This window comes from Vicinamibacterales bacterium, from assembly GCA_036496585.1.
Lineage (GTDB): Bacteria > Acidobacteriota > Vicinamibacteria > Vicinamibacterales > 2-12-FULL-66-21 > JAICSD01.
The window spans coordinates 36,695-55,495 of sequence record DASXLB010000080.1 but is presented as its reverse complement, the minus strand read 5'-3'; the positions used below and the strand labels follow the sequence as shown (position 1 = coordinate 55,495).

General features: G+C 69.9%; 12 protein-coding genes. 6 read left to right on the top strand and 6 right to left on the bottom strand.

Annotated elements, in window-relative coordinates:
• The first annotated feature begins 10 nt into the window (after window positions 1-10).
• The 4 genes from VGI12_22470 (at window position 11) to VGI12_22455 (ending at window position 6,034) form a co-directional block, all read left to right on the top strand.
• Window positions 11-376 carry a hypothetical protein gene (locus VGI12_22470; GenBank protein ID HEY2435451.1) on the top strand — a complete coding sequence of 122 codons (366 nt, stop codon included), beginning with the start codon at window positions 11-13 and terminating at the stop codon, window positions 374-376.
• 165 nt (window positions 377-541) lie between these two features.
• On the top strand, window positions 542-1,774 hold the full coding sequence (locus VGI12_22465; protein HEY2435450.1) for a TolC family protein: 1,233 nt from the start codon (window positions 542-544) through the stop codon (window positions 1,772-1,774).
• Window positions 1,771-2,943, top strand: a complete 1,173-nt coding sequence (locus VGI12_22460) for an efflux RND transporter periplasmic adaptor subunit (protein HEY2435449.1) — start codon at window positions 1,771-1,773, stop codon at window positions 2,941-2,943. The genes VGI12_22465 and VGI12_22460 overlap by 4 nt, the downstream gene beginning before the upstream one ends.
• Before the next feature lie 7 nt (window positions 2,944-2,950).
• A complete protein-coding gene (locus tag VGI12_22455; GenBank protein ID HEY2435448.1) occupies window positions 2,951-6,034 on the top strand; it encodes a CusA/CzcA family heavy metal efflux RND transporter in 3,084 nt (1,027 codons plus the stop codon).
• Window positions 6,035-6,062: 28 nt separating this feature from the next.
• Here VGI12_22455 and VGI12_22450 read toward each other — a convergent pair whose 3' ends face one another.
• Entirely contained in the window at window positions 6,063-6,731 is a 669-nt protein-coding gene (locus tag VGI12_22450; GenBank protein ID HEY2435447.1) for a histidine phosphatase family protein, read from the bottom strand.
• A gap of 28 nt (window positions 6,732-6,759) precedes the next feature.
• On the opposite strand from VGI12_22450, the gene VGI12_22445 reads away from it, so the two are divergent.
• Window positions 6,760-8,007 carry a hypothetical protein gene (locus tag VGI12_22445; GenBank protein ID HEY2435446.1) on the top strand — a complete coding sequence of 416 codons (1,248 nt, stop codon included), beginning with the start codon at window positions 6,760-6,762 and terminating at the stop codon, window positions 8,005-8,007.
• A gap of 8 nt (window positions 8,008-8,015) precedes the next feature.
• Here VGI12_22445 and VGI12_22440 read toward each other — a convergent pair whose 3' ends face one another.
• Window positions 8,016-9,695, bottom strand: coding sequence for an FAD-dependent oxidoreductase (locus VGI12_22440; GenBank protein HEY2435445.1), 1,680 nt, complete (start codon window positions 9,693-9,695; stop codon window positions 8,016-8,018).
• 45 nt (window positions 9,696-9,740) lie between these two features.
• Here VGI12_22440 and VGI12_22435 point away from each other — a divergent pair, with 45 nt between their 5' ends.
• Window positions 9,741-10,409, top strand: a complete 669-nt coding sequence (locus VGI12_22435) for a rhomboid family intramembrane serine protease (protein HEY2435444.1) — start codon at window positions 9,741-9,743, stop codon at window positions 10,407-10,409.
• A 7-nt stretch (window positions 10,410-10,416) separates the two neighbouring features.
• On the opposite strand, the gene VGI12_22430 is transcribed toward VGI12_22435, so the two are convergent.
• From VGI12_22430 to VGI12_22415, 4 genes are read right to left on the bottom strand one after another with little or no spacing between them, the layout of a single operon-like run.
• Window positions 10,417-11,364: a hypothetical protein gene (locus VGI12_22430; GenBank protein HEY2435443.1), complete on the bottom strand. Its 948-nt coding sequence runs from the start codon at window positions 11,362-11,364 to the stop codon at window positions 10,417-10,419.
• A 53-nt stretch (window positions 11,365-11,417) separates the two neighbouring features.
• Window positions 11,418-13,628, bottom strand: a complete 2,211-nt coding sequence (locus VGI12_22425; GenBank protein ID HEY2435442.1) for a glutamine amidotransferase — start codon at window positions 13,626-13,628, stop codon at window positions 11,418-11,420.
• The gene (locus tag VGI12_22420) at window positions 13,625-16,939 is read right to left on the bottom strand and encodes a DUF4175 family protein (GenBank protein ID HEY2435441.1); all 3,315 of its coding nucleotides are present in this window, start codon (window positions 16,937-16,939) and stop codon (window positions 13,625-13,627) included. The genes VGI12_22425 and VGI12_22420 overlap by 4 nt, the downstream gene beginning before the upstream one ends.
• Complete coding sequence (locus VGI12_22415; GenBank protein HEY2435440.1) at window positions 16,936-18,780, bottom strand: VWA domain-containing protein; 1,845 nt, start codon at window positions 18,778-18,780, stop codon at window positions 16,936-16,938. The genes VGI12_22420 and VGI12_22415 overlap by 4 nt, the downstream gene beginning before the upstream one ends.
• Window positions 18,781-18,801 lie beyond the last annotated feature (21 nt).

Sequence of the window (18,801 nt, the reverse complement as noted above, 5' to 3'; positions counted from 1 at the left end):
TCCCGATAACGTGATCAGTCTCGCCGGCTTTACGCGGCGGCGCAAGGCACTGGTATCGGCGTTCCTGCCCTACCTGCTGCTGTCGGTGTTCGTGGACTTCGTCCACCTGCACCGGCTAATCAACGGCCCGGTGTCGGCCTCCGCGGCGTCGGCTCACGCCGATGCCGGCGACCCCGCCGGCTCGAAGCCCCCGGAAGCCTCGTGCGCCATCTGCCAGTGGATGCGCGCCGGCACCGGCATGCAGGCGGCGGTCTCGACCGAGCACGCGCCGGCAAGCGCCGCGACGACCCTGGTTGCTCGATCGACCTCCCCCGCCTCGCGTCCGGAGATCGGCTCCCCTGATTTCCGCGGTCCGCCTCCCGCCCTCTCCCGCTAGTTCCATTCGTTTTTCCGGCATCGTTGTTTGCCGCGCGGCCAGACGCCGTGCGGACAGTGGCGTATACGCAGGCCACGCCGAACCGCCGGATCGGCCGTTTCTCTGGAGAGGTTCATGCGCGCAGGTTTTCTAGGTAGCCGATGCGCGGCAACGGTCCTCGCGACCGTGCTTCTGCCGTGTGCCGCCGCGGCTCAGGTCGGGCCGCCGGTGCCCCAGCTGTCGATGGACGATGCCGTCCGCATTGCGCTGGCCCGCAACCGGGCGATGATGGCGCAGCGGCTGTCGGTCGACGCCTCGCGGGCCGACGAAATCACCGCCGCACTCAAGCCGAACATCAATTTCTCCTTCGGTGTCGCCGGGTTCACCCCGTTCACGCCGAGTACGCTGACCTTCGACTTCCTGCACAACGGCGCCAGCTACGACGTGTCGGCTGCCTATCTCTTCGAGCGCGGCGGGAAGCGCGACAACCGGCTGGCGGTGGCGCAGGCGACGACCGAGCAGACCGGCCAGAACATGCGCGACGCGGAGCGCCAGCTGCGCTTCCAGACCGAGCAGGCGTTCATCGGCCTGCTGTTCGCGAAGTCGACGCTGGACCTGGCGCAGCAGAACCTCAAGAGCTTCTCCGACGTCGTCGACGTGAATCGCCAGCGGGTCACCGCCGGCGATCTGGCGGAGGGTGAGTTCTACAAGATTTCGCTCCAGAAGCTGCAATTCGAGCAGGACGAGTCGGCCGCCGAGGTCGCCCTCGAGCAGGCGCGCGCCAATCTCCGGCAGTTGGTGGGCTTCGACACGGTCTCGGAGACCGTCGAGCCGATCGGCGATCTGGCCTACACGAGCCACGCGGTGGACCTCGAGGCCATCAAGCAGCTGGCGGTGATCGCCCGCACCGACCTGCAGGCGGCGCAGAGCGGCGTCGATCTCGCCAGGAAATCGTTGACGCTCGAAAAGAGCAACAAGGCGCGCGACATCACCGGCGGCCTCGACTACACGCACACCGGCCCGCAGAACGTGCTCGGGGTCAGCGCGTCGCTCGATCTGCCGATCCACGACCGCAACCAGGGCAACATCGCCAAGGCCGAAGTGCAGGTGCTGCAGGCGACCGACACCGAGCTGGCGACGCGCTACCAGGTGCTGACCGACGTGGTCAACGCCTACTACGGCTTGCGGAGCAGCGAGAAGGTCGTCAAGCTCTACGAGTCGGGCTATCTCGATCAGGCGAAGCAGTCGCTCGACATCAGCCGCTACGTCTTTCAGCGCGGCGCCGGCAACCTCCTCGACCTGCTCGACGCCGAGCGTACCTACCGCGACACCCAGCTCGGATACCGGCAGGCGCTGTCCAACTACATGACCAGCGTCGCGCAGATCAACTTCGCCGTTGGCAGACAGGTGATTCCATGAAGCACTGGATACGCGGGTCTCTCGTCCTGGCGCTCGCCGCCGCTGCGGCCTGCTCGCGGAGCGCGCCGCAAGACGCGGCAGGCGGCGCGCCGGCGCCGGACGCGTCGGCCGGGACGGCGCCGGCCGCCTCGTATTTCAGCGTGCCGCAGGAACAGCTGTCGCACATCGAGATCGCGCCGGCCCACCGCGCGCCGTTCGCCACGGAGGTCAAGACGACCGGCACGGTCGACTGGGACAACGACCACACGGCGCAGGCGATCACCCAGGTCAGCGGCCCGATCACGCGGATCCTCTACGACACCGGCGTCCACGTGACCGCGGGGCAGCCGCTCCTCTACGTCGCCAGCCCCGACATCACCAGCGCCTTCTCGACCTACCGCAAGGCGCGCAACCGATTGGGGCTGGCCAAGCAGAACCTCGATCGGAACAAGGACCTCCTCGAGCACAAGGCGATTGCGCCGCGTGATTTTGAGCAGGTGCAGGCCGACTACAACGACGCCCAAACCGACGTCGAGACGGCGCTGGAGGGCCTGAAGATCCTCGGCGTCTCAGAAAAGGAGACGGCCGACGCGGAACAGCAGACCGGCACGGTGCGTCCGGAGCTGCCGATGCGATCGCCAATCGCCGGCACCATCGTGCAGAAGCTGGTGAATCCGGGACAGGTGATCCAGGCGGGCTCGACGACCGCGTTCGTGATCAGCAACGTCTCGACGGTGTGGGTCCAGGCGCATGTCTACGAGAAGGACCTGCGCAGTCTCCGCGTCGGCGACGCCGCCGACGTCCGCAGCAACGCCTTCCCCGACGTCTTCCCGGGCCGGGTCGGCTACATCGGCAGCATGCTCGACCCGGCGACGCGCACGACGCCCGTCCGCATCGTCACCGGCAACCCGAACGGCTTTCTCAAGAAAGATCAGTTCGTCGACGTGACCGTTCGCGACGCCTCGACGCGGCAGGCGCTGGTCGTACCCACCTCCGCCATCCTCTACGATGCCGAGAACCTGCCGTTCGTCTACGTCAAGGTGGAAGCCGGCAAGTTCGCGCAGCGGCAGATCGGGATGGGCCTGCAGCAGAACGGCGCGACCGAGATCACCCAGGGCCTCAAGGACGGCGAACCGGTCGTGACGCAGGGCAGCTTGTTCCTGCAGTTCGCCAACAGTTACAAGGACTGAGTCGCCGATGATCGATCGTCTCGTCTCTTTCGCCCTGGCGCAGCGGTTCATCGTCGTGGTCCTGATGCTGGGCCTGTCGATCTGGGGCATGGTCTCGTTCAAACGGCTGCCGATCGACGCCTATCCGGACCTGGCGCCGCCGCGCGTCCAGATCGTCAGCCAGTGGCCGGGCCACGCCGCCGAGGAAGTCGAGCGGCTGATCACCATTCCGCTCGAAGTCGAGATGAACGGCATCCCGAAGCTCGACGCGCTGCGGTCGATTTCGCTCTACGGGCTGTCGTCGATCACCATGAACTTCGACTACGACACCGACCCGTACTTCGCGCGGGCGCAGGCATTCGAGCGGATCCCGAACGCCTCGGTGCCGCAGGGAGTGTCGCCCGGCATGTCGCCGCTGTTCTCGCCGAGCGGCCTCATCTACCGCTACGTGCTCCAGAGCCCGGACCGTTCGGCGCAGGATCTGAAGATCCTCAACGACTGGGTGCTCAGCCGTAAATTCCGCTCGATCCCCGGCGTCGCCGATCTCTCCGGACTGGGCGGCACGACGATGCAGTACCAGGTGCTGCTGGATCCGGCGCGGCTCTTTTCATACGGCGTGACGGTGCAGCAGATCACCGACCAGCTCGCCGCCAACAACGCCAACGCCGGCGGCGGCTTCTACTCGCAGGGGGGGCAGTTCTTCTACGTGCGCGGCCTCGGCCTGGTCAGGAGTCTCGCCGACATCGAGCAGATCGTCGTCGCCACCCACGCCGGCATTCCGGTCTACGTCAAGGACGTCGCCACCGTGACGATCGGCTACGCGCCGCGGCTCGGCCAGTTCGGCTACATGCGCCAGGCCGACGCCGTCGAAGGGGTTGTCCTGATGCGGACCGGGGAGCAGGCGCAGAACGTTCTCCAGAGCGTCCAGGCGATGACCGAGACGCTGAATCGCACCGTCCTGCCGCCCGACGTCAAGATCGTCCCCTACTACGATCGCACCGACCTGATCCACGAGACGACGCTGACCGTCGAGAAGAACCTGGTGCGCGGGATGGTTCTGGTCCTGGTGATTCTCGGCGTGATGCTGTTCAGCGTCCGGACGGCGCTGATCGTGTCGGTCACCATCCCGTTCGCGCTGCTCTTTTCGTTCATCTGCCTCGACTGGGCGAACATCCCGGCCAACCTGCTGTCGATCGGCGCGATCGACTTCGGGATGATCGTCGACGGTGCCGTCGTCATGGTCGAGAACATCTTCCGCGAACTGGCGTCGCGCCACGGCACGAACTATGACCTGACCGAAGTGATCCGCCGCGCCGCCCGCGACGTCGAGCGGCCGATTTTCTACGCGATCGCGGTGATCATCGCCGGCTACCTGCCGATCTACGTCCTCACCGGACCGTCGGGACGGCTGTTCCGGCCGATGGCCGACACGATGTCGTTCGCGCTGGCCGGCGCGCTGCTCTGCACCCTGATGCTGCTGCCGGTGCTGTGCGCGTTCTTCATGCGCTCGAACCTCAAGGAGCCCGAGGTGCCGCTCTACAAGTCGGTCGAGCGCGCCTACGACCGGCTCCTGGACACCTGCCTGCGCCGCCGCTGGCTCACGGTCGCCGTCTGCACGCTGATCTTCGCCGCGTCGCTGCTGCTGCTGCCGTTCATCGGCGCCGAGTTCATGCCGCACCTCGACGAGGGCTCGCTGTGGGTGCGCGCGACGATGCCCTACACGATTTCGTTCGAGGAAGCGTCGAAGCTGGGACCGCAGGTGCGCGAGACGCTGCTCGGCTTCCCGCAGGTGACGACCGTCGCCAACGAACTCGGCCGCGACGACGAGGGCACCGATCCGATCGGCTTCTTCAACGACGAGTACTTCGTCGGCCTCAGGCCCTACGGCGACCCGGCGTGGCGCGGCGGGATCCGGACGAAAGAGCAGCTCGTCGCGGCCATCCAGAAGAAGCTGGACGCATTCCCCGGCATCATCTTCAACTTTACGCAGCCGGCCGAAGACGCCGTCGACGAAGCGTCCACCGGCCTCAAGAGCTCGCTGGCCGTCAAAATCTTCGGGTCGGAGCTCGAGACGCTCGAGAGCAAGGCGGAAGCGGTGCGGCGGACGCTGGCGGCGGTACCTGGGATCACCGGCATCACGCTGGTGCGCGAGCTCGGACAGCCGAGCCTCATCATCGAGCCTGACCGCGCCCGCATCGCCCAGTACGGCCTCAACGTGTCGGATATCAACACGCTGATCGAAACGGCGATCGGCGGCGCGGCGGCGACCCAGGTGATCCAGGGGGAGCGCGAGTTCGATCTCGTCGTCCGGCTGCAGGAGCCGTTCCGGCAGAACATGGACGCGATCAAGAACCTGCTGATCACCACCCCCGACGGGCAGCACCTGCCGCTCGGGCAGTTCGCGTCCATCCGCATCGAGCAGGGGGCGTCGTTCATCTATCGCGAGTCCAACTCGCGGTTCATCGGCATCCAGTTCAGCGTGGAGGGACGCGACCTGGCGAGCGCCGTCCAGGACGCGCGGGCCAGAATCGCGGCGGCGGTGCCGCTACCGCTCGGCTATACCTACGACTGGGGCGGCGAATACAAGGACTATCTGGCCGCCCGCGCGCAGATGCTCATCATCGTGCCCTTGACCATCGCGCTGATCCTGCTGATCCTGTTCGCGCTCTACGGCAACTTGAAGTTTCCGCTGATCATCATGTTCAGCGTGCTGGTGACCGTGCCGGTTGGCGGCCTGCTGGCGCTCAAGCTGACCGGGACCCACTTCAGCGTGTCGTCCGGCTTCGGATTCGTGGCGCTGATGGGCGTCGCCGTGCAGACGAGCGTCATCCTGTATTCGTTCATCAACAAGTTGCGGCTCGAGGGCAAGGACGTGACCACCGCTACCCACGAGGCGTCGCTGCTGCGGCTGCGGCCGATCCTGATGACCGCGCTGGTCGCCTGCATCGGCCTGCTGCCGGCCGCGATGTCGACCGGCATCGGCAGCGATTCGCAGCGGCCGTTCGCCATCGTCATCGTCGGCGGCCTGATCTCGCGCCTGGCGCTGTCGATCTTCCTGGCGCCGGTGCTCTACAGCCTGGTCGCCGGCAAGGACGACGTGCTCAAGGTGTAGCCGGTCCTCGAGCTTGAGCGGGACGCCGTCACCCGCGATCCCACCACTTCGACAGCCCCGCCTCGGTCGCCCGCGGGTGGTCGGCGTAGTGGGACGTGTCGTTGAAGAGCATCAGCCGCGCGCGGACGGGATCCTTGAAGTCGACGACGTTCAGGCAGGCTGGCGACTGATCGAGCCGATCACGGTAGCCGCGCGCATCGAAGCCGAGCAGGCTGCTGAGCACGAGACGCAACGTCGCCTTGTGCGAGACGACCACGACCTGGGCGCCCGCGTGCGTGGTGACGACCTCACGGACGACCGGCAGCGCCCGCGCCAGCACCGCCACGCCCGACTCCCCCGCTTCAGGCGCGAACGTGAAGGGATCCTCGCTCCACGCCGCGTATTCGGCGGCGAACTGCTGCGCGACGTCGGCGCGCTTCATCCCCTCCCAGTGCCCGTGCCCGATTTCGCGCAGACCGTCGCGGACGAGGGGCTCGAGCCCGCAGCGGCTGCCGATGATCCGCGCGGTGTCGAGCGCGCGCGACAGCGGACTCGCGTAGATGGCGGCGACCGGCAGCGCCGCCAGACGCTCGCCCAGCCGCGCCGCCTGCCAGCGGCCCTCGTCTGAGAGCTCGGCGCCGCTCGATCCGGAAAAACGATCCTCTTCGGTCGCGGTGGTCGCGCCGTGGCGTACGAGGAGCAGCCGGGTGATGGGCATGATGGGAGCAGTATGATCGAATTTCCGCATGTGGACCACCCTCATGGCGACGGCGACGCTGCCGATCGCGCTTCTTCCGGCCCGCGAGATTGGCGCAACCGCGTGGGCCCCCGACGTCACCGCCACCTACGGCGTCCACCGACACGTCGGCGCGTGGGATCTGATGCTGCACGGCAACGCCTTCGTGCAGTTCATCTACGAGCCGCCGCCCAGCGTGCATCGCACCGGCGGACCCGCGACCACGCAGACGACCAGCGTCAACTGGGGCATGCTGATGGCCCGCCGCCGCGCCGGCGCCGGCCGCGTCGGGGTCGAGCTGATGCTCAGCCTCGAGCCGTGGACCGTGCCGGCCTGCGGCACGCTGAACTACTTCCAGACGGGTGAGATGTGCGCCGGCGACACGATCCACGATCGGCAGCATCCCCACGATCTGTTCATGGAGATCGCAGCCGAATACGACCGGCCGTTCGCCGCCGGCATGCGGTGGCAGATCTACGGAGGGGTGGCAGGGGAGCCGGCGCTCGGCCCGCCGGCATATCCCCACCGCCTGTCGTCCATCGACAACCCGGTCGCCCCGATCACCCACCACTGGCTGGACTCGACGCACATCAGTTTTGGCGTCGTCACCGGCGCGCTCTTCACCGACACGTGGAAGCTCGAGGCGTCGGTCTTCAACGGGCGCGAACCCGATGACCACCGGACCGACCTCGACCTGGGGCCGCTCGATTCGGTGTCGGGCCGTGTGAGCTGGCTGCCGACGCCCCGGCTCGCGCTGCAGTTCTCGGGCGGCCATCTCACCGACGCCGAGCAGCAGTTCGCGCCGTATCCGCGCACCAGCGACGCGCGTGTCACGGCGTCGGCGATGTATCAGCGGATGACCCGCGCGGGCTGGTGGGCGTCGACCGCCGCCTACGGTCTCAACGGCGCGCACATCCTGCTGCCGGGCGGAATCGACGCGTTCCGTTACTCGAACGCGGGCATAGCCGAAACCACGCTGATGATCGCGGAGCGCCACGCCGTGTTCGGCCGTCTCGAGCTCGTCGGCAAGCCCGCGCATGACCTGCACCTCGATTCCGATCCGCTGGCGGTGCTGCCGGTCTTCAAGATGCAGGCCGGTTACACGCGTCATTTCTCGGCCGGGCCGGTGCCGTTTGGCCTGGGCATCTCGCCGACACTGAGCCTGGTGCCCCCGGAGCTGCAGGCGCGCTACTACGGCCGGTTCGCCAAGGGTCTGGACGTGTTCGTCGTCATACGGCCGCCGCGCCACACGATGTAAACGCGCGCCTACTCGGCGAGCGTCTGGTGCACGAGCGAGATCGCAGTCGAGCCCTCTCCGACGGCGGAGGCCACGCGCTTCATGCTGCCGCTACGCACGTCGCCGACCGCGAAGACGCCCGGCAGGGTGGTCTCGAGCACGTGGGGTAGCCGCGTTCGCGGCCAGCGCGCCGCCTCGAGCTCGGCCGCGCTCAACGCCGTTCCGGTCTTCACGAAACCTTTGTCGTCGAGCGCGAGGCAGCCGCGTACCCAGCCGGTGTTGGGCACGGCGCCAGTCATCATGAAGACGTGCCGGATGTCGCGGGTCTCGGTGCGGGAGGTCTGCTGGTCGCGCCAGACGACACGCTCCAGGTGCGCCCCTCCCTCCAGCGACACGATCTCCGTGAGGACGTGGAGTTCGATGTGTGTGCTGTCGTCGATCCGCCGGATGAGATACCGCGACATCGTCGAGGACAGCCCCGCGCCTCGCACCAGCAGGTGGACGCGGCGCGCCGCCGCCGAGAGGAAGACCGCGGCCTGCCCGGCGGAGTTGGCGCCCCCGACGACGACGACCTCTTCGCCGCCACAGAGCTGGGCCTCCATCGGCGTGGCGCTGTAGTAGACGCCGGCGTTCTGGAAGCGCGAGAGGTTCTCGATCGGCGGATGCCGGTACTCGGCGCCGGTTGCGAGGATGACGGTTCGCGCCGGAATCGGCACCCCCTCGTCCAGCTGCACCGCGTAGGGCCGTTCGCCACAGTGCAGCGACACGGCGCCCTTCGCCACCAGGACCTCCGCGCCGAACTTCTTTGCCTGCATGAGGGCGTTGTCGGTCAGCTCGCGCCCCGAGATCCCCAGCGGGAAGCCGAGATAGTTCTCGATGCGGGAGCTCGAACCGGCCTGCCCTCCCGGCACGTTCGATTCCACGACGAGCACGTCGAGCCCCTCGGAGGCGCCGTACACCGCCGCCGCCAGTCCCGCCGGACCGCCGCCGACGACCACGACGTCGCGCACGTGGCCGCGATCGACGCCGGCGTTGAAGCCGAGGCAACCCGCGATCTCGTCATTCCCCGGCTTGCGCAGGATCGTGGTGCCTCGGCAGACCACGACCGGGACGTCGGCGCTCGAGACCTGAAACAGGTCGAGCAGCGACTCACCGTCGCGGTCGTGATCGAGGTCGACGTAGGTGAACGGATGGCCGTTGCGGATCAGGAACTCCTTGACGCGGAGCGTGCCGGCGCAGTGCGCCGATCCCAGCACGATGACGTCGCCGAGCCCCTGATCGATCAGCTGGGCGCGGCGGTAGAGATACGCGCGCATCATGACGTCGCCGATCTCAGTGTCGGTCTGGATGAGCGTCAGCAGCTCGGCGCGCGACAGCTCGACGGCCTCGCCTGCCTCGACGACGCGGACGCGGGTCATCGGCGGACGGCCGAGCAGTCCGTTCGCCTCGCCGGTGAACGCGCCGGGGCCGTGCGTGACGACGAGCTGCTCGCCGCGCGGCGTCTGGCGCAGGATCTGGATGCGTCCGCTGCAGAGCACGAAGAACTGCGCCGGCATCACGCCGGGTTCGACGAGCGTGTCGCCGTCGACGAGCGGGCGGAGGCGCCCGTGCGCGACCACCCGTGCCAGCTGCGCGGCGGTCAGCGCCGGGAACATCAGCACGGCCTGTTCCGGGGTGACGGTGATTGCGGCGGGCAACGCCTCGGCCATCTCCACAGTCTAACGCCTGGCCGGCGCGCGTCTTATACTCGCTGCATGTTCCCGGTCAGCGACGTCATCCCGTCGCGGACGGTGCCGGTCGTCACCATCGCCCTCATCGTCCTCAACGCGCTCGTCTTTCTCTATGAGGTGACGCTCGGTCCGACCGAACTGCGGGTGTTCATGGCGTCGTACGCGGTCGTGCCGACCTCGTTCTGGTGGCCGTCGCTCGTCACCAGCCAGTTCCTGCACGCCGGCTGGATGCACATCATCTGGAACATGGTCTACCTGTGGATCTTCGGCGACAACGTCGAGGATCGGCTCGGTCATGTCGGGCATCTGGTGTTCTATCTCGGCGCCGGCGCCGCCGCCGCGCTCCTCCAGGTGCTGTTCAACCCGTTTTCCGCGATCCCGATGGTCGGCGCGAGCGGCGCCATCGCCGCCGTGATGGGGGCGTACTTCGTCCTCTACCCGCAATCGCGGGTGCTCACCGCGGTGTTCCTCCTGTTCTTCTTCGATCTCGTCGAGATTCCGGCGGTCGTCTTCCTGGGCTTCTGGTTTCTCATGCAGCTGCTGAGCGGCGTCGGATCCCTTGGCGTGAGGAATGCGGCCGCCGGCGGCACAGCCTTTTGGGCCCACGTCGGAGGATTTGCGGTCGGGGCGGCGGTCGGGTTCGTGCTGCGGCGGCGAGGCCACTCGTGGCACGACGACAGTTACGTGGCGTGACGCGCCCTCATCTGCCCTCGCCCTGTCTGGCGCGGATCTCGCGCGAGACGCGCGCGAAGGCGACGATCAGGCGCTCGAATTCCAACTGGTAGTCCGCAGCCGTCAGCAGCAGGCGCCGCTCCTTGAGATCGTCGAGATCGACCTGGATGGCGGCTCGCTTCTGCAGCAGCAAGAGCAGCGCCTCGTCGGTGGGCGGCGCACCCGGAACATCGAGATCGAGATAGACGCGCGCGGCCGCCGCGCCGTCGTTCCCCTCGCCTCCCGCCTCCCGTCCGATACCGTCACCGTTGTCGTCCATCAGCGCGCGCTCGGTCGCCAGGCGGCCGCGCTGCGTAAAGTAGCGCCGCACGCCGAGGCTTGCCGCGTTGAATGCCTCCCAGACCGAGATCCGGCCGTTCTTGTCGAGATCCGCATCGGGGTCGGCGAGCGCATGGATGAAGTATTCCGGGAAGACCGTGTCGAAGCGCTGCGTCACCGAATCGGTGGCGCTGATGACGATCCGCCGCGGCGATGCGAGTCGCTCGAGGAAGGGAAAGCTCGCGGCGCTGGCATCGACGAACACGAGCGTCCCAGCCAGCGGCTCGAGCAGCGCGGCCCACTCCGAGGCGGACAGATCCGGCCCGACCAGGTTGAACTTGGCCTCGGCGCCGTCGAACGAACCGTGGCCAAGGAGAACAACCAGCACCAGATCATCGGACTTCACGCGCGTCCGCAGTCGGCCGATCGCCCGGCGCACGCCGGACGCCGTCGAGGCGTGGTCGGCATCGCCGCCTTCATATAGCGTCATCACCGCGCGCGCGTCGAAGCCTAATCGCTCGATGAGCGCGACGGACGCGGCCTGCCGCCACTCGGCATATTGCGGTCCATAGCTCTCTTCACCATGCGCGCCGGTCACGATCAGCGCGTAGCGTTCACCGGCTGTGGCCGCAGGCGCTGCGATGGTCAGGAGCGCCACGCACAGCCCCGCGTACCGGGACCATCGCGCCGCGAACTGCCGCCCGGCGTGTCTCATCGCAGCCCCGCGGCGCGTCTGGCCAGCCATTCGAGCGCCAGCAGACCGGCAAGGATCGCGAACGACCAGCCGGTGTGCCACAGATCCACCCGGGCGCGAAGCGCCGCAACGGGCGCCGCTGCCTGCAGCCGATCGAGCAACGCGGCGGTATCGATGCCCTGCGCGGACCCGATCACGGCCCCGCCCGACGCGCGCGCCACGCGCCGCAGCGCCTCCTCGTTCAGGCGCGGATCGACCATCTCGGCGTCGACACCGCCGACCAGCAGCGTACCGAGGGAGGCGCCGAGCGCAGTCGATCCCTCCCGCGCGTCGGCGGCGAAGCGGTAGACGCCGGGTTCCGGCGCGCGCAGGGTCGCAAGGAACGTCCCACCTGGACGCGGCGCGGCGCGCACGGTCTCGATGCGGCCCGAAGGGGCGGTCATGCGCACGTCCACGATGGCGTCGGGGCGCGTCACGAAGGCACGGTCTCGGACCGCGACGCTGACGGCAATGCCGTCGCTGGGCGCCGACGCCGCCGGCAGCGTCATCGACACTGGATCCGGCGCCGCGTGCGCCAGCCAGCGGATCGCCTGCCTCCAGAATCGATCGTAGGACTGGTCGCCCGCCGGCAGGTTCATCTTCCAACGCCAGGATGCCTCGCCGGTGAAGATCATCGATCGGCCTTCGCCGAAGCGTTCCACCGCAACGAGCGCCCGCGGCACGCCGCCCGGACCGCCGCTGATCGCCAGCACGCTGGCGCCGGCCCTCGGTCCGCCGAGCGCCGACACCGACGCCAGCGCCGGAATCGCCGCCCACCGCCGCTCGTTCTCACCTGCCGCGGCGGTGAGCTGCATGATCGGGTGTGCCCGGCCGGCGGGTGTCAGCGCGACGCGATCGCGCCCGGGCTCCCCCACCGGCGGCAGCGCACCGCCGCTCTTGTCGCCGAGCTCGAGCGGCAGCACCTCCTCGAGCGGGGTGTTGCGAAGCCCCTGGTGCTGGAGGGCGCGCGCCCCGAGCAGCAGCAACCCGCCGCCGCGCTCCCCGACGAATGCCCGCGTCATCGCCAGCTGCGCGGTGCTCAGTAGATCCGGATCGACGTTCGAGAGCACGATCGCGTCGTAGGCGAAGAGCGCCTCGCGGGTCGCCGGGTAGCCGCCGATGAGCGCCTGGGCGCGTGATGGATCCGCCTGCACGTAGAACGTCTGCGCGCCGGAGTCGTCGCGTCCCTTGCGGACCACGGTATCGACTTCGAGCGCGCGATCCGTGATCCACGCCCGCCGCAGGAACGCATGGTCGAAGCCGGGCGCCCCCTGCACGAACAGGATGCGACGGGGCCGATCGGCCGGGGGAACGAGCACGCTTCGCGCGTTGTTCTCGGCGACCAACTCGTCGCCGGCCGCGGGAATCTCGACGGTGTAGACGGTCGGCACGTCGCGCGCTGGCGACACCCGAAAGGTCTCGCTGACCGGTACGCCATCGGCCGCCGGCGTCGCCCTCCGCAGTTCGACGGACCGCCCGTTCTCGAGCAGCCGCAGTTCGATCGGCGCCGCGCCGTAGCCGTGCGCCACGGCCTCGGCGGTGACGTCGATGGTTGCGTCGCTCATCACCGACTCTGCGGCCGTCACGCTGACCAGTTCGCGATCCCGGGAGGTCGCCGGCGATCCGACACCGATCGCCAGCACCGGCGGCCCGCCGGCCGCCGCCGCGGCCGCGTCGGCCACGCCGTTGTCGCCACCGTCGCTGACCAGCACGATGCCGGCGACGGGGCGCCCGCGGTAGCGATCCGTCACGGCGCGCAAGGCGTCGGCGAGAGCGGTGCGGCGATCGGTCGCCGAGAGATCTGCCGGCGTCGACGCGGCCATCCGATCGCCGAAGCGAAGCAGCTCGGTCTGGAAACGCGGTGCGATCGCAGGCAGCACTTCGCGCTGGACGACGTCGCGCGCGCGATCGATGCGGCGGATGCCGCCCGCGTCGGCAATCCCCATGCTGCGTGACGTATCCACCAGGATCGGCACGACGGCGTCGTGAAGCGCCGCCGCCGACGGCCGCCCGACCGGCCGCATCAGGCAGACGACAATCCAGAGCAGCGTGGCGCAGCGGAGCGCCGACAGGGCGCGGCGCCGGAGGGGCCCGATCGGCACACTGCGGTAGGCGAGTGACGCCACGCCCGCCGCTGCTGCGACGACCGCGACGAGTCCCCACCAGGGCAGCGGGTTCTCGAAGGTCACCGGCCGCCTCCCGACCCGGCCGCGATCGCCTCGAAATAGCGCGACACCTGCCGCCGGTACGCGTCCGGGACGCGTTCGCTGCCGCCGGCCGCCAGCCGATCGCGGGCCAGTGACGACGACAGACGAGCCGAGGTCGTCCGCTCGGCGCGCTCGAGCGCGCGGCCTGCCTCCGCCGTCAGCGACTGCCAGCGGCCGTAGTCCTGCTTGAACGCTTCCGTTCCCGGCGCGGAGTGGCTCCACTCGTGCGCTTCCGGCGTCGCCCCTCGGCCGCCCGACTGCGCATCGGCGCGCGGCAGGCGATCGAGTAGATCCCTCGTCCGCGACAGTTCCTGATCGAGCCGGCGCTGCAAGTCGTTGACGCCGGCGTCACCCGCGCCGCCGCGGCGGTCCGACCCTCCCGAGCGCTGGCCGCCCTCGTGCTGAAGGTCGCGCATCTGCCGCTCGAGCCTGGCGATGCGGTCGCGCGCGTCGCGCAGCTCGTCGAGATCCGCGGCAGTCTGCGCGGTGGCGCCCTGCGCCTCTCCGCCGGCTCCGTCCGCGCCAGCGGCTCCGAGCCGCCGGGCGATACCATCGAGGGCCTCCGCCATCTGCTGCTCGGCGGGCGCGCTCGTAGCCGAGTGGCCGTCGCGCAGCTGGCGCGCGGTCTCGCGCATGCGGCGGCCCAAGTGGGCGCCGCTGAGACTGCGCGCCGCCTCCCCGGCCGCCGGCAGCCGGCCGGCCGACTCCTGCAATGCGTCGACGCGATCGGCCAGGCGATCCTTGTCGCCGGCGAGCCGACGCCGCGCGTCCGCGGCGCCGCCCCCTTCCTGATCGAGGCGACCTGCTTCGCCGGCGATCCGCCGCTGCTCTTCAGCGACCTGCTGCGATTCGAGCTGCAGATCGCCGAGGGCGCGTTTCCGGGCGTTCGGTGTGCCGGTCTGGAGCTGCGCTTCGGCGCGGCGCAGCGCCTCCGCCGCCTGCTGTCCCCGGGCCGCCACGGCGGACGCGTCCGCCTGCTGCCCTCCGGCCGCGGCGTCGCGCATCTGCTGCAGCGCATCGGCCAGATCCGGCTCCGGCCGGCCGCCGCGAGTCTGCTGGTTGACGGCGTCCTGGAGCTGCCGCCGCAGCGCTTCCTGCTCGCGGGTCAGCCTTTCGAGCTGCCGAGCCGCCTCGCCTGCGTCGGTGCCCCCCCTGGCAAGATCGCGCTGCTGCCGCGACAGCTCTTCCTGGCGTCGCGCCAGGTCGCGGATCCGGTCGAGCGCGTTTTCGACGCCAGCGGGTTCCTGCTGGTTCCCGGCAGGCGCCTTGTCCTCGTAGTTGCTCTTCTGCTGCCGCTTCAGCTCCCGGTCGAACAGGCTCGACAGATCCACCTGGTTGCGGTTGCCGAACGGATTGCCCGCGCCAGACTGCTGCTGCGCCACCTGGTGTTCCCGAATCTCGGACTGCGCCCGCAGCAGTGCGTTGAGCGCCGCCATCTCGTGCGGCATTGCGCCGGCGGTCTGCTGCCCCTGCAACTGTTCGGCGGCGTGCCCCATCGCCTCGACCGCCGCCCGCACCGGGTCGGAAGCGGCCGCTGGCTGCGGCGTCTGTCGCCCCGCGGCGAGCGCACCGGGCGCTTTTGCGATGCGGCGCCGCTCCTGCTCGGCGCCGGCGGCGCGTTCGGCGCGTCCCTTCAGCTCGATCTGCGCATCGGCGACGCCTTTGACGTCGGTCGAGGATCGCCCTGCTGCCGATCGGCGCTCGAGGTTCCAGGTCGCGCTGATGATTTCCTTCTGAGCGGAGATCAGCCCTTCGAGCTGCGTCGCGATCGCGGCCTGCATCGCCGACTGGCTCACCGCCAGCGAGTACTCCTCGTTGAACGGCTGCACCTCGAGAAAAAAGATCTCGCTCGTGGCCATGGTCGACGGCTTGGCCCGCGGCACATCCCAGGCGCGGGCGTAATACGCAATGACGTCTCCCGGTTTCACCTTCAGGTCCTCGACCGCGAGCGTGCGGGAGCCGACCCGGGCAAGCGGCCCACCTGACACCGCCGTGAACGGCACCACCTGTTCGGTGCCGCCCGCAACCGAGTAGACGAGCTCCATCCTGGCGATCCCGAAGTCGTCGTCGGCGCCCGCTTCAATCGGCACCTCCTGCAGGGACGTGACCCCTTCGTCGTTGCCTGGGCGCAGGATGTGGACGTCGGGCGGACGGTCGTCGATGACGCGAACGAAGTACTCGACGCTCTCCGAGGCCAGCCCGTCGGCGTCGATCAATCCGACGCGGTAGGCGCCTTCCTCCGCCACCGTGATCGAGGCCACCATCGTGCGATCCTCGAGCCGGCCGAGCGTCGCTGGCCCTCGTCCCTGCGAGAACGCCAGCGCGCCGGTGCGCACCGGCTTGTCGGTGTGGACGAGGACGCGCACACGGGTGCCGGCGGGCGCGTAGACGTCGCCGCCGTCGCGTTCGAACCGGGGCGGCAGACTGGTGAACGCGGGGAAGTCGTACTGCAGATCGATGCGCTCGACGTGTGCGGCGTGCAGTGCCGTCACGCTGTAGGCACGCGACACCGCCGGACCGGCCGAGACGCGGTAGTGAAACGACCGGTCCACGCTCGGGACCCTGAGCTGATAGCCGCCTCCGGCACGCTCCATCGGCAGCGTGATCGTCTCTCCGCCGGCGTCGAGCGTGATCTGCGGCGAGACGTGCGCCAGGGACCGCGCGCGCACGCGCACCGCCGCGGTGATGATGGCGGGCTTGCCGGCGGCCACGCGGAGGTCGCCCGGCGTCACGGTCAGGACGACCGCGCCAGGGGACAGCCGCACGTAGGCGATGTCGGCGAGCCGCTGGAGGTACGGCGCCGCGATGGCGAGCGCCGCCGCGCACACCACCGCCGCTCCTGCGGCCCGAAGCGCGGCCACGCCGATGGCCCGCGAATCGACGACGGCGTCGAGATCGAGCGTGCGAAGACGGTGCGCCGCACCGGCGGCGACGAGCGGCGCGAAGTCGCCGGCGTCGGCCGAGCGCCCGGCCAGATCGACCGCGGTCACGATCGCGTCGCCGCATTCCGGGAACCGCTCCTCGACGAATCGCGCCACCGAAGCGTCGTCGGGGCGCCGGCGCAGCCGCCAGGTGCAGACCGCGACCGCGCCCAGCGCCGCCGCCGCGGCAAGGACGCCGAGCGCGAGGGCCGCCTCGTCGCCGACGCGATCCTCTCGACCAAGTGCCCAGGCCGCCGTCGCAATGACCGCGATCGCGAACATCGCCTGAGCCGCCGCGTTCAGCGCAGAGAGTCGGAACCAGCGCCGCCGGACCAGGCCAAGTGCCGCGGTCAGCTCCGTACGCGGCGTCATCCGCGCGCCCCCACGAACGCCTCGACGACGAGCGTCGCGAGCATCAGCATCAGGCCGTACTGCCAGTAGTGCTCCCGACGCTCGGCCTCGGCCGCCTGCCGCGCCGCCTGCGGCCGGACCTGCGCCGCCGTACGGGTGACCAGCGATCGGAATTCCTGCGGCGTCACCCGCTCGATGCGGCTCTCGCGCGGATCGACGTTCACCGCGATGGTCCGCGCGTCGTGCTCGTAGAATCCCGGCCTGGCCGCGATCCCGGGCGGCACGTCGGCGACCAGGAACGTCGCGGGCACCGGCGCGCGCGCCGAGAGATAGCGTGCGGTCTCCTGCGCGAACGCGACGAACGACGCGTGCAGCGGAAAATCGTTCCAGCGGCGGTCGACGTCCGAGGTCAACAGCAGAACCCGGCCGCGCGTTCCCGTCCGTTCGGCGAGCGCGACGTCGCCGTTGGTGAATCGCGCCGCCACTTGCCAGCCGGCGCCCGGATCGATCCGCCACGCGCGATCGAACGTGATCTGTCCGAGATTCGCCGCGACCTGGGCGAACGGCCGCAGGACCGGATGCCGGAGATCGGTGGCCGCCAGCACGCCGGCATCTGCGACCTCGTCAGAAGCGAGCGGCGGCGTCCAGTCGAAGAGCACTGACAGCACGGCGGCATCGACGTCCGGGGCGGCCGCCACGAAGACGCCGCCGCCCGTCTGCAGGAAATGCCGCAGGCGCTCGCCGGCGTGCCGATCAAGTCCACGGGTCGAGAGCAGCGCGATCGCCTGGTCGTTGTGCAGGTCGGCATCGCTCATCGCCGAAAAGGCCACTCCGCTGACGCTGCGCACGTCGAAGTCCGGACCCTCGTCCCCTTCCGCGAGCAGCGCGCGCGACAGGTAGAAGCCGTTCTTCGACCCTGGCGCGCCCGACACGATCAGCATCCGAGGCCGCGAGCGGCTCTCCCCCACCGCATAGCGCTCGTCGTCTGCGGTCGGCCCATCCGCTGCGTCGCCGCTCAGTCTGGCGCGGACGGCGCGCACGTCGGCGGGCGCCTCGAAGGCGACGTCGACGGTGTCGTTCCCTTGCAGCTCGAGCCGGCGCGCCGGCAGATCGCGCCCGTCGGCGGCGACCGAGAGCACGGCGGTGCGCGGCGCCGGCCCGCCATTGCGGGCGGTCACGATCACTCGGCGGTGGTCGATCGTCGCGCTGGACACCGACAGGTTTGCGGTCGCGCCGCCGGCGTCGAGCACGCGGAGATCGATGCCGTCCGGCAACGTCGCCCCGCTCTGGTCGAAGCCGCTCCGCTGCAGGTCCGACACAATCACGAGCCGCCCGCCGTCGGCGTCGACCAGCAGATCGGCGGCTTTGTCGAGTGCCGCCGCGTAGACGGTGGCGCCGTAGCCCGCCTGCATCGACGCCAGCGCCGCATGCGCGTCGGCGACGGTGCCGGATGCCGAGACGACCTCGGCGCGATCGTCGAATGCCACGACCACGACGCGATCGCCGCGGGCGCCGTCGATCGCCTGCTGTGCCAGCTCACGCGCCCGTGCCATCCGCGCCGGCGGCCCCATGCTGAACGAGCGATCGACGGCGACGACGGTCGTCCCGGCCGGCGCGGCGACCGCGGCGCGGTACGGCCGCGCGAATGAACCGGCCAGCAGCAGCAGCGCCGCGACGCGGGTCGCGAGCAGCAGCAGGTCGCGGAGATGGCGGCGGCGGGTGCGGGCGACCGGCGTCCCGCGCAGCAGGTGCACGGCGGTGAACGGCACCGGCGGCGCCACATCGCGCCGCAGCAGATGCAGCACGACGGGCAGCAGCACGAGCGCGCCGCCGATCAGATAGAGGGGAGTGAGGAACGACACGATCCTATGTGGCTGCCCTCA

Excerpts from the sequence above, each read along its gene's own strand:
- VGI12_22460 (HEY2435449.1), top strand. The coding sequence starts at position 1,771 with ATGAAGCACTGGATACGCGGGTCTCTCGTCCTGGCGCTCGCCGCCGCT.
- VGI12_22455 (HEY2435448.1), top strand. The coding sequence starts at position 2,951 with ATGATCGATCGTCTCGTCTCTTTCGCCCTGGCGCAGCGGTTCATCGTC.
- VGI12_22450 (HEY2435447.1), bottom strand. The coding sequence starts at position 6,731 with ATGCCCATCACCCGGCTGCTCCTCGTACGCCACGGCGCGACCACCGCG.
- VGI12_22445 (HEY2435446.1), top strand. The coding sequence starts at position 6,760 with ATGTGGACCACCCTCATGGCGACGGCGACGCTGCCGATCGCGCTTCTT.
- VGI12_22440 (HEY2435445.1), bottom strand. The coding sequence starts at position 9,695 with ATGGCCGAGGCGTTGCCCGCCGCAATCACCGTCACCCCGGAACAGGCC.
- VGI12_22435 (HEY2435444.1), top strand. The coding sequence starts at position 9,741 with ATGTTCCCGGTCAGCGACGTCATCCCGTCGCGGACGGTGCCGGTCGTC.
- VGI12_22420 (HEY2435441.1), bottom strand. The coding sequence starts at position 16,939 with ATGACGCCGCGTACGGAGCTGACCGCGGCACTTGGCCTGGTCCGGCGG.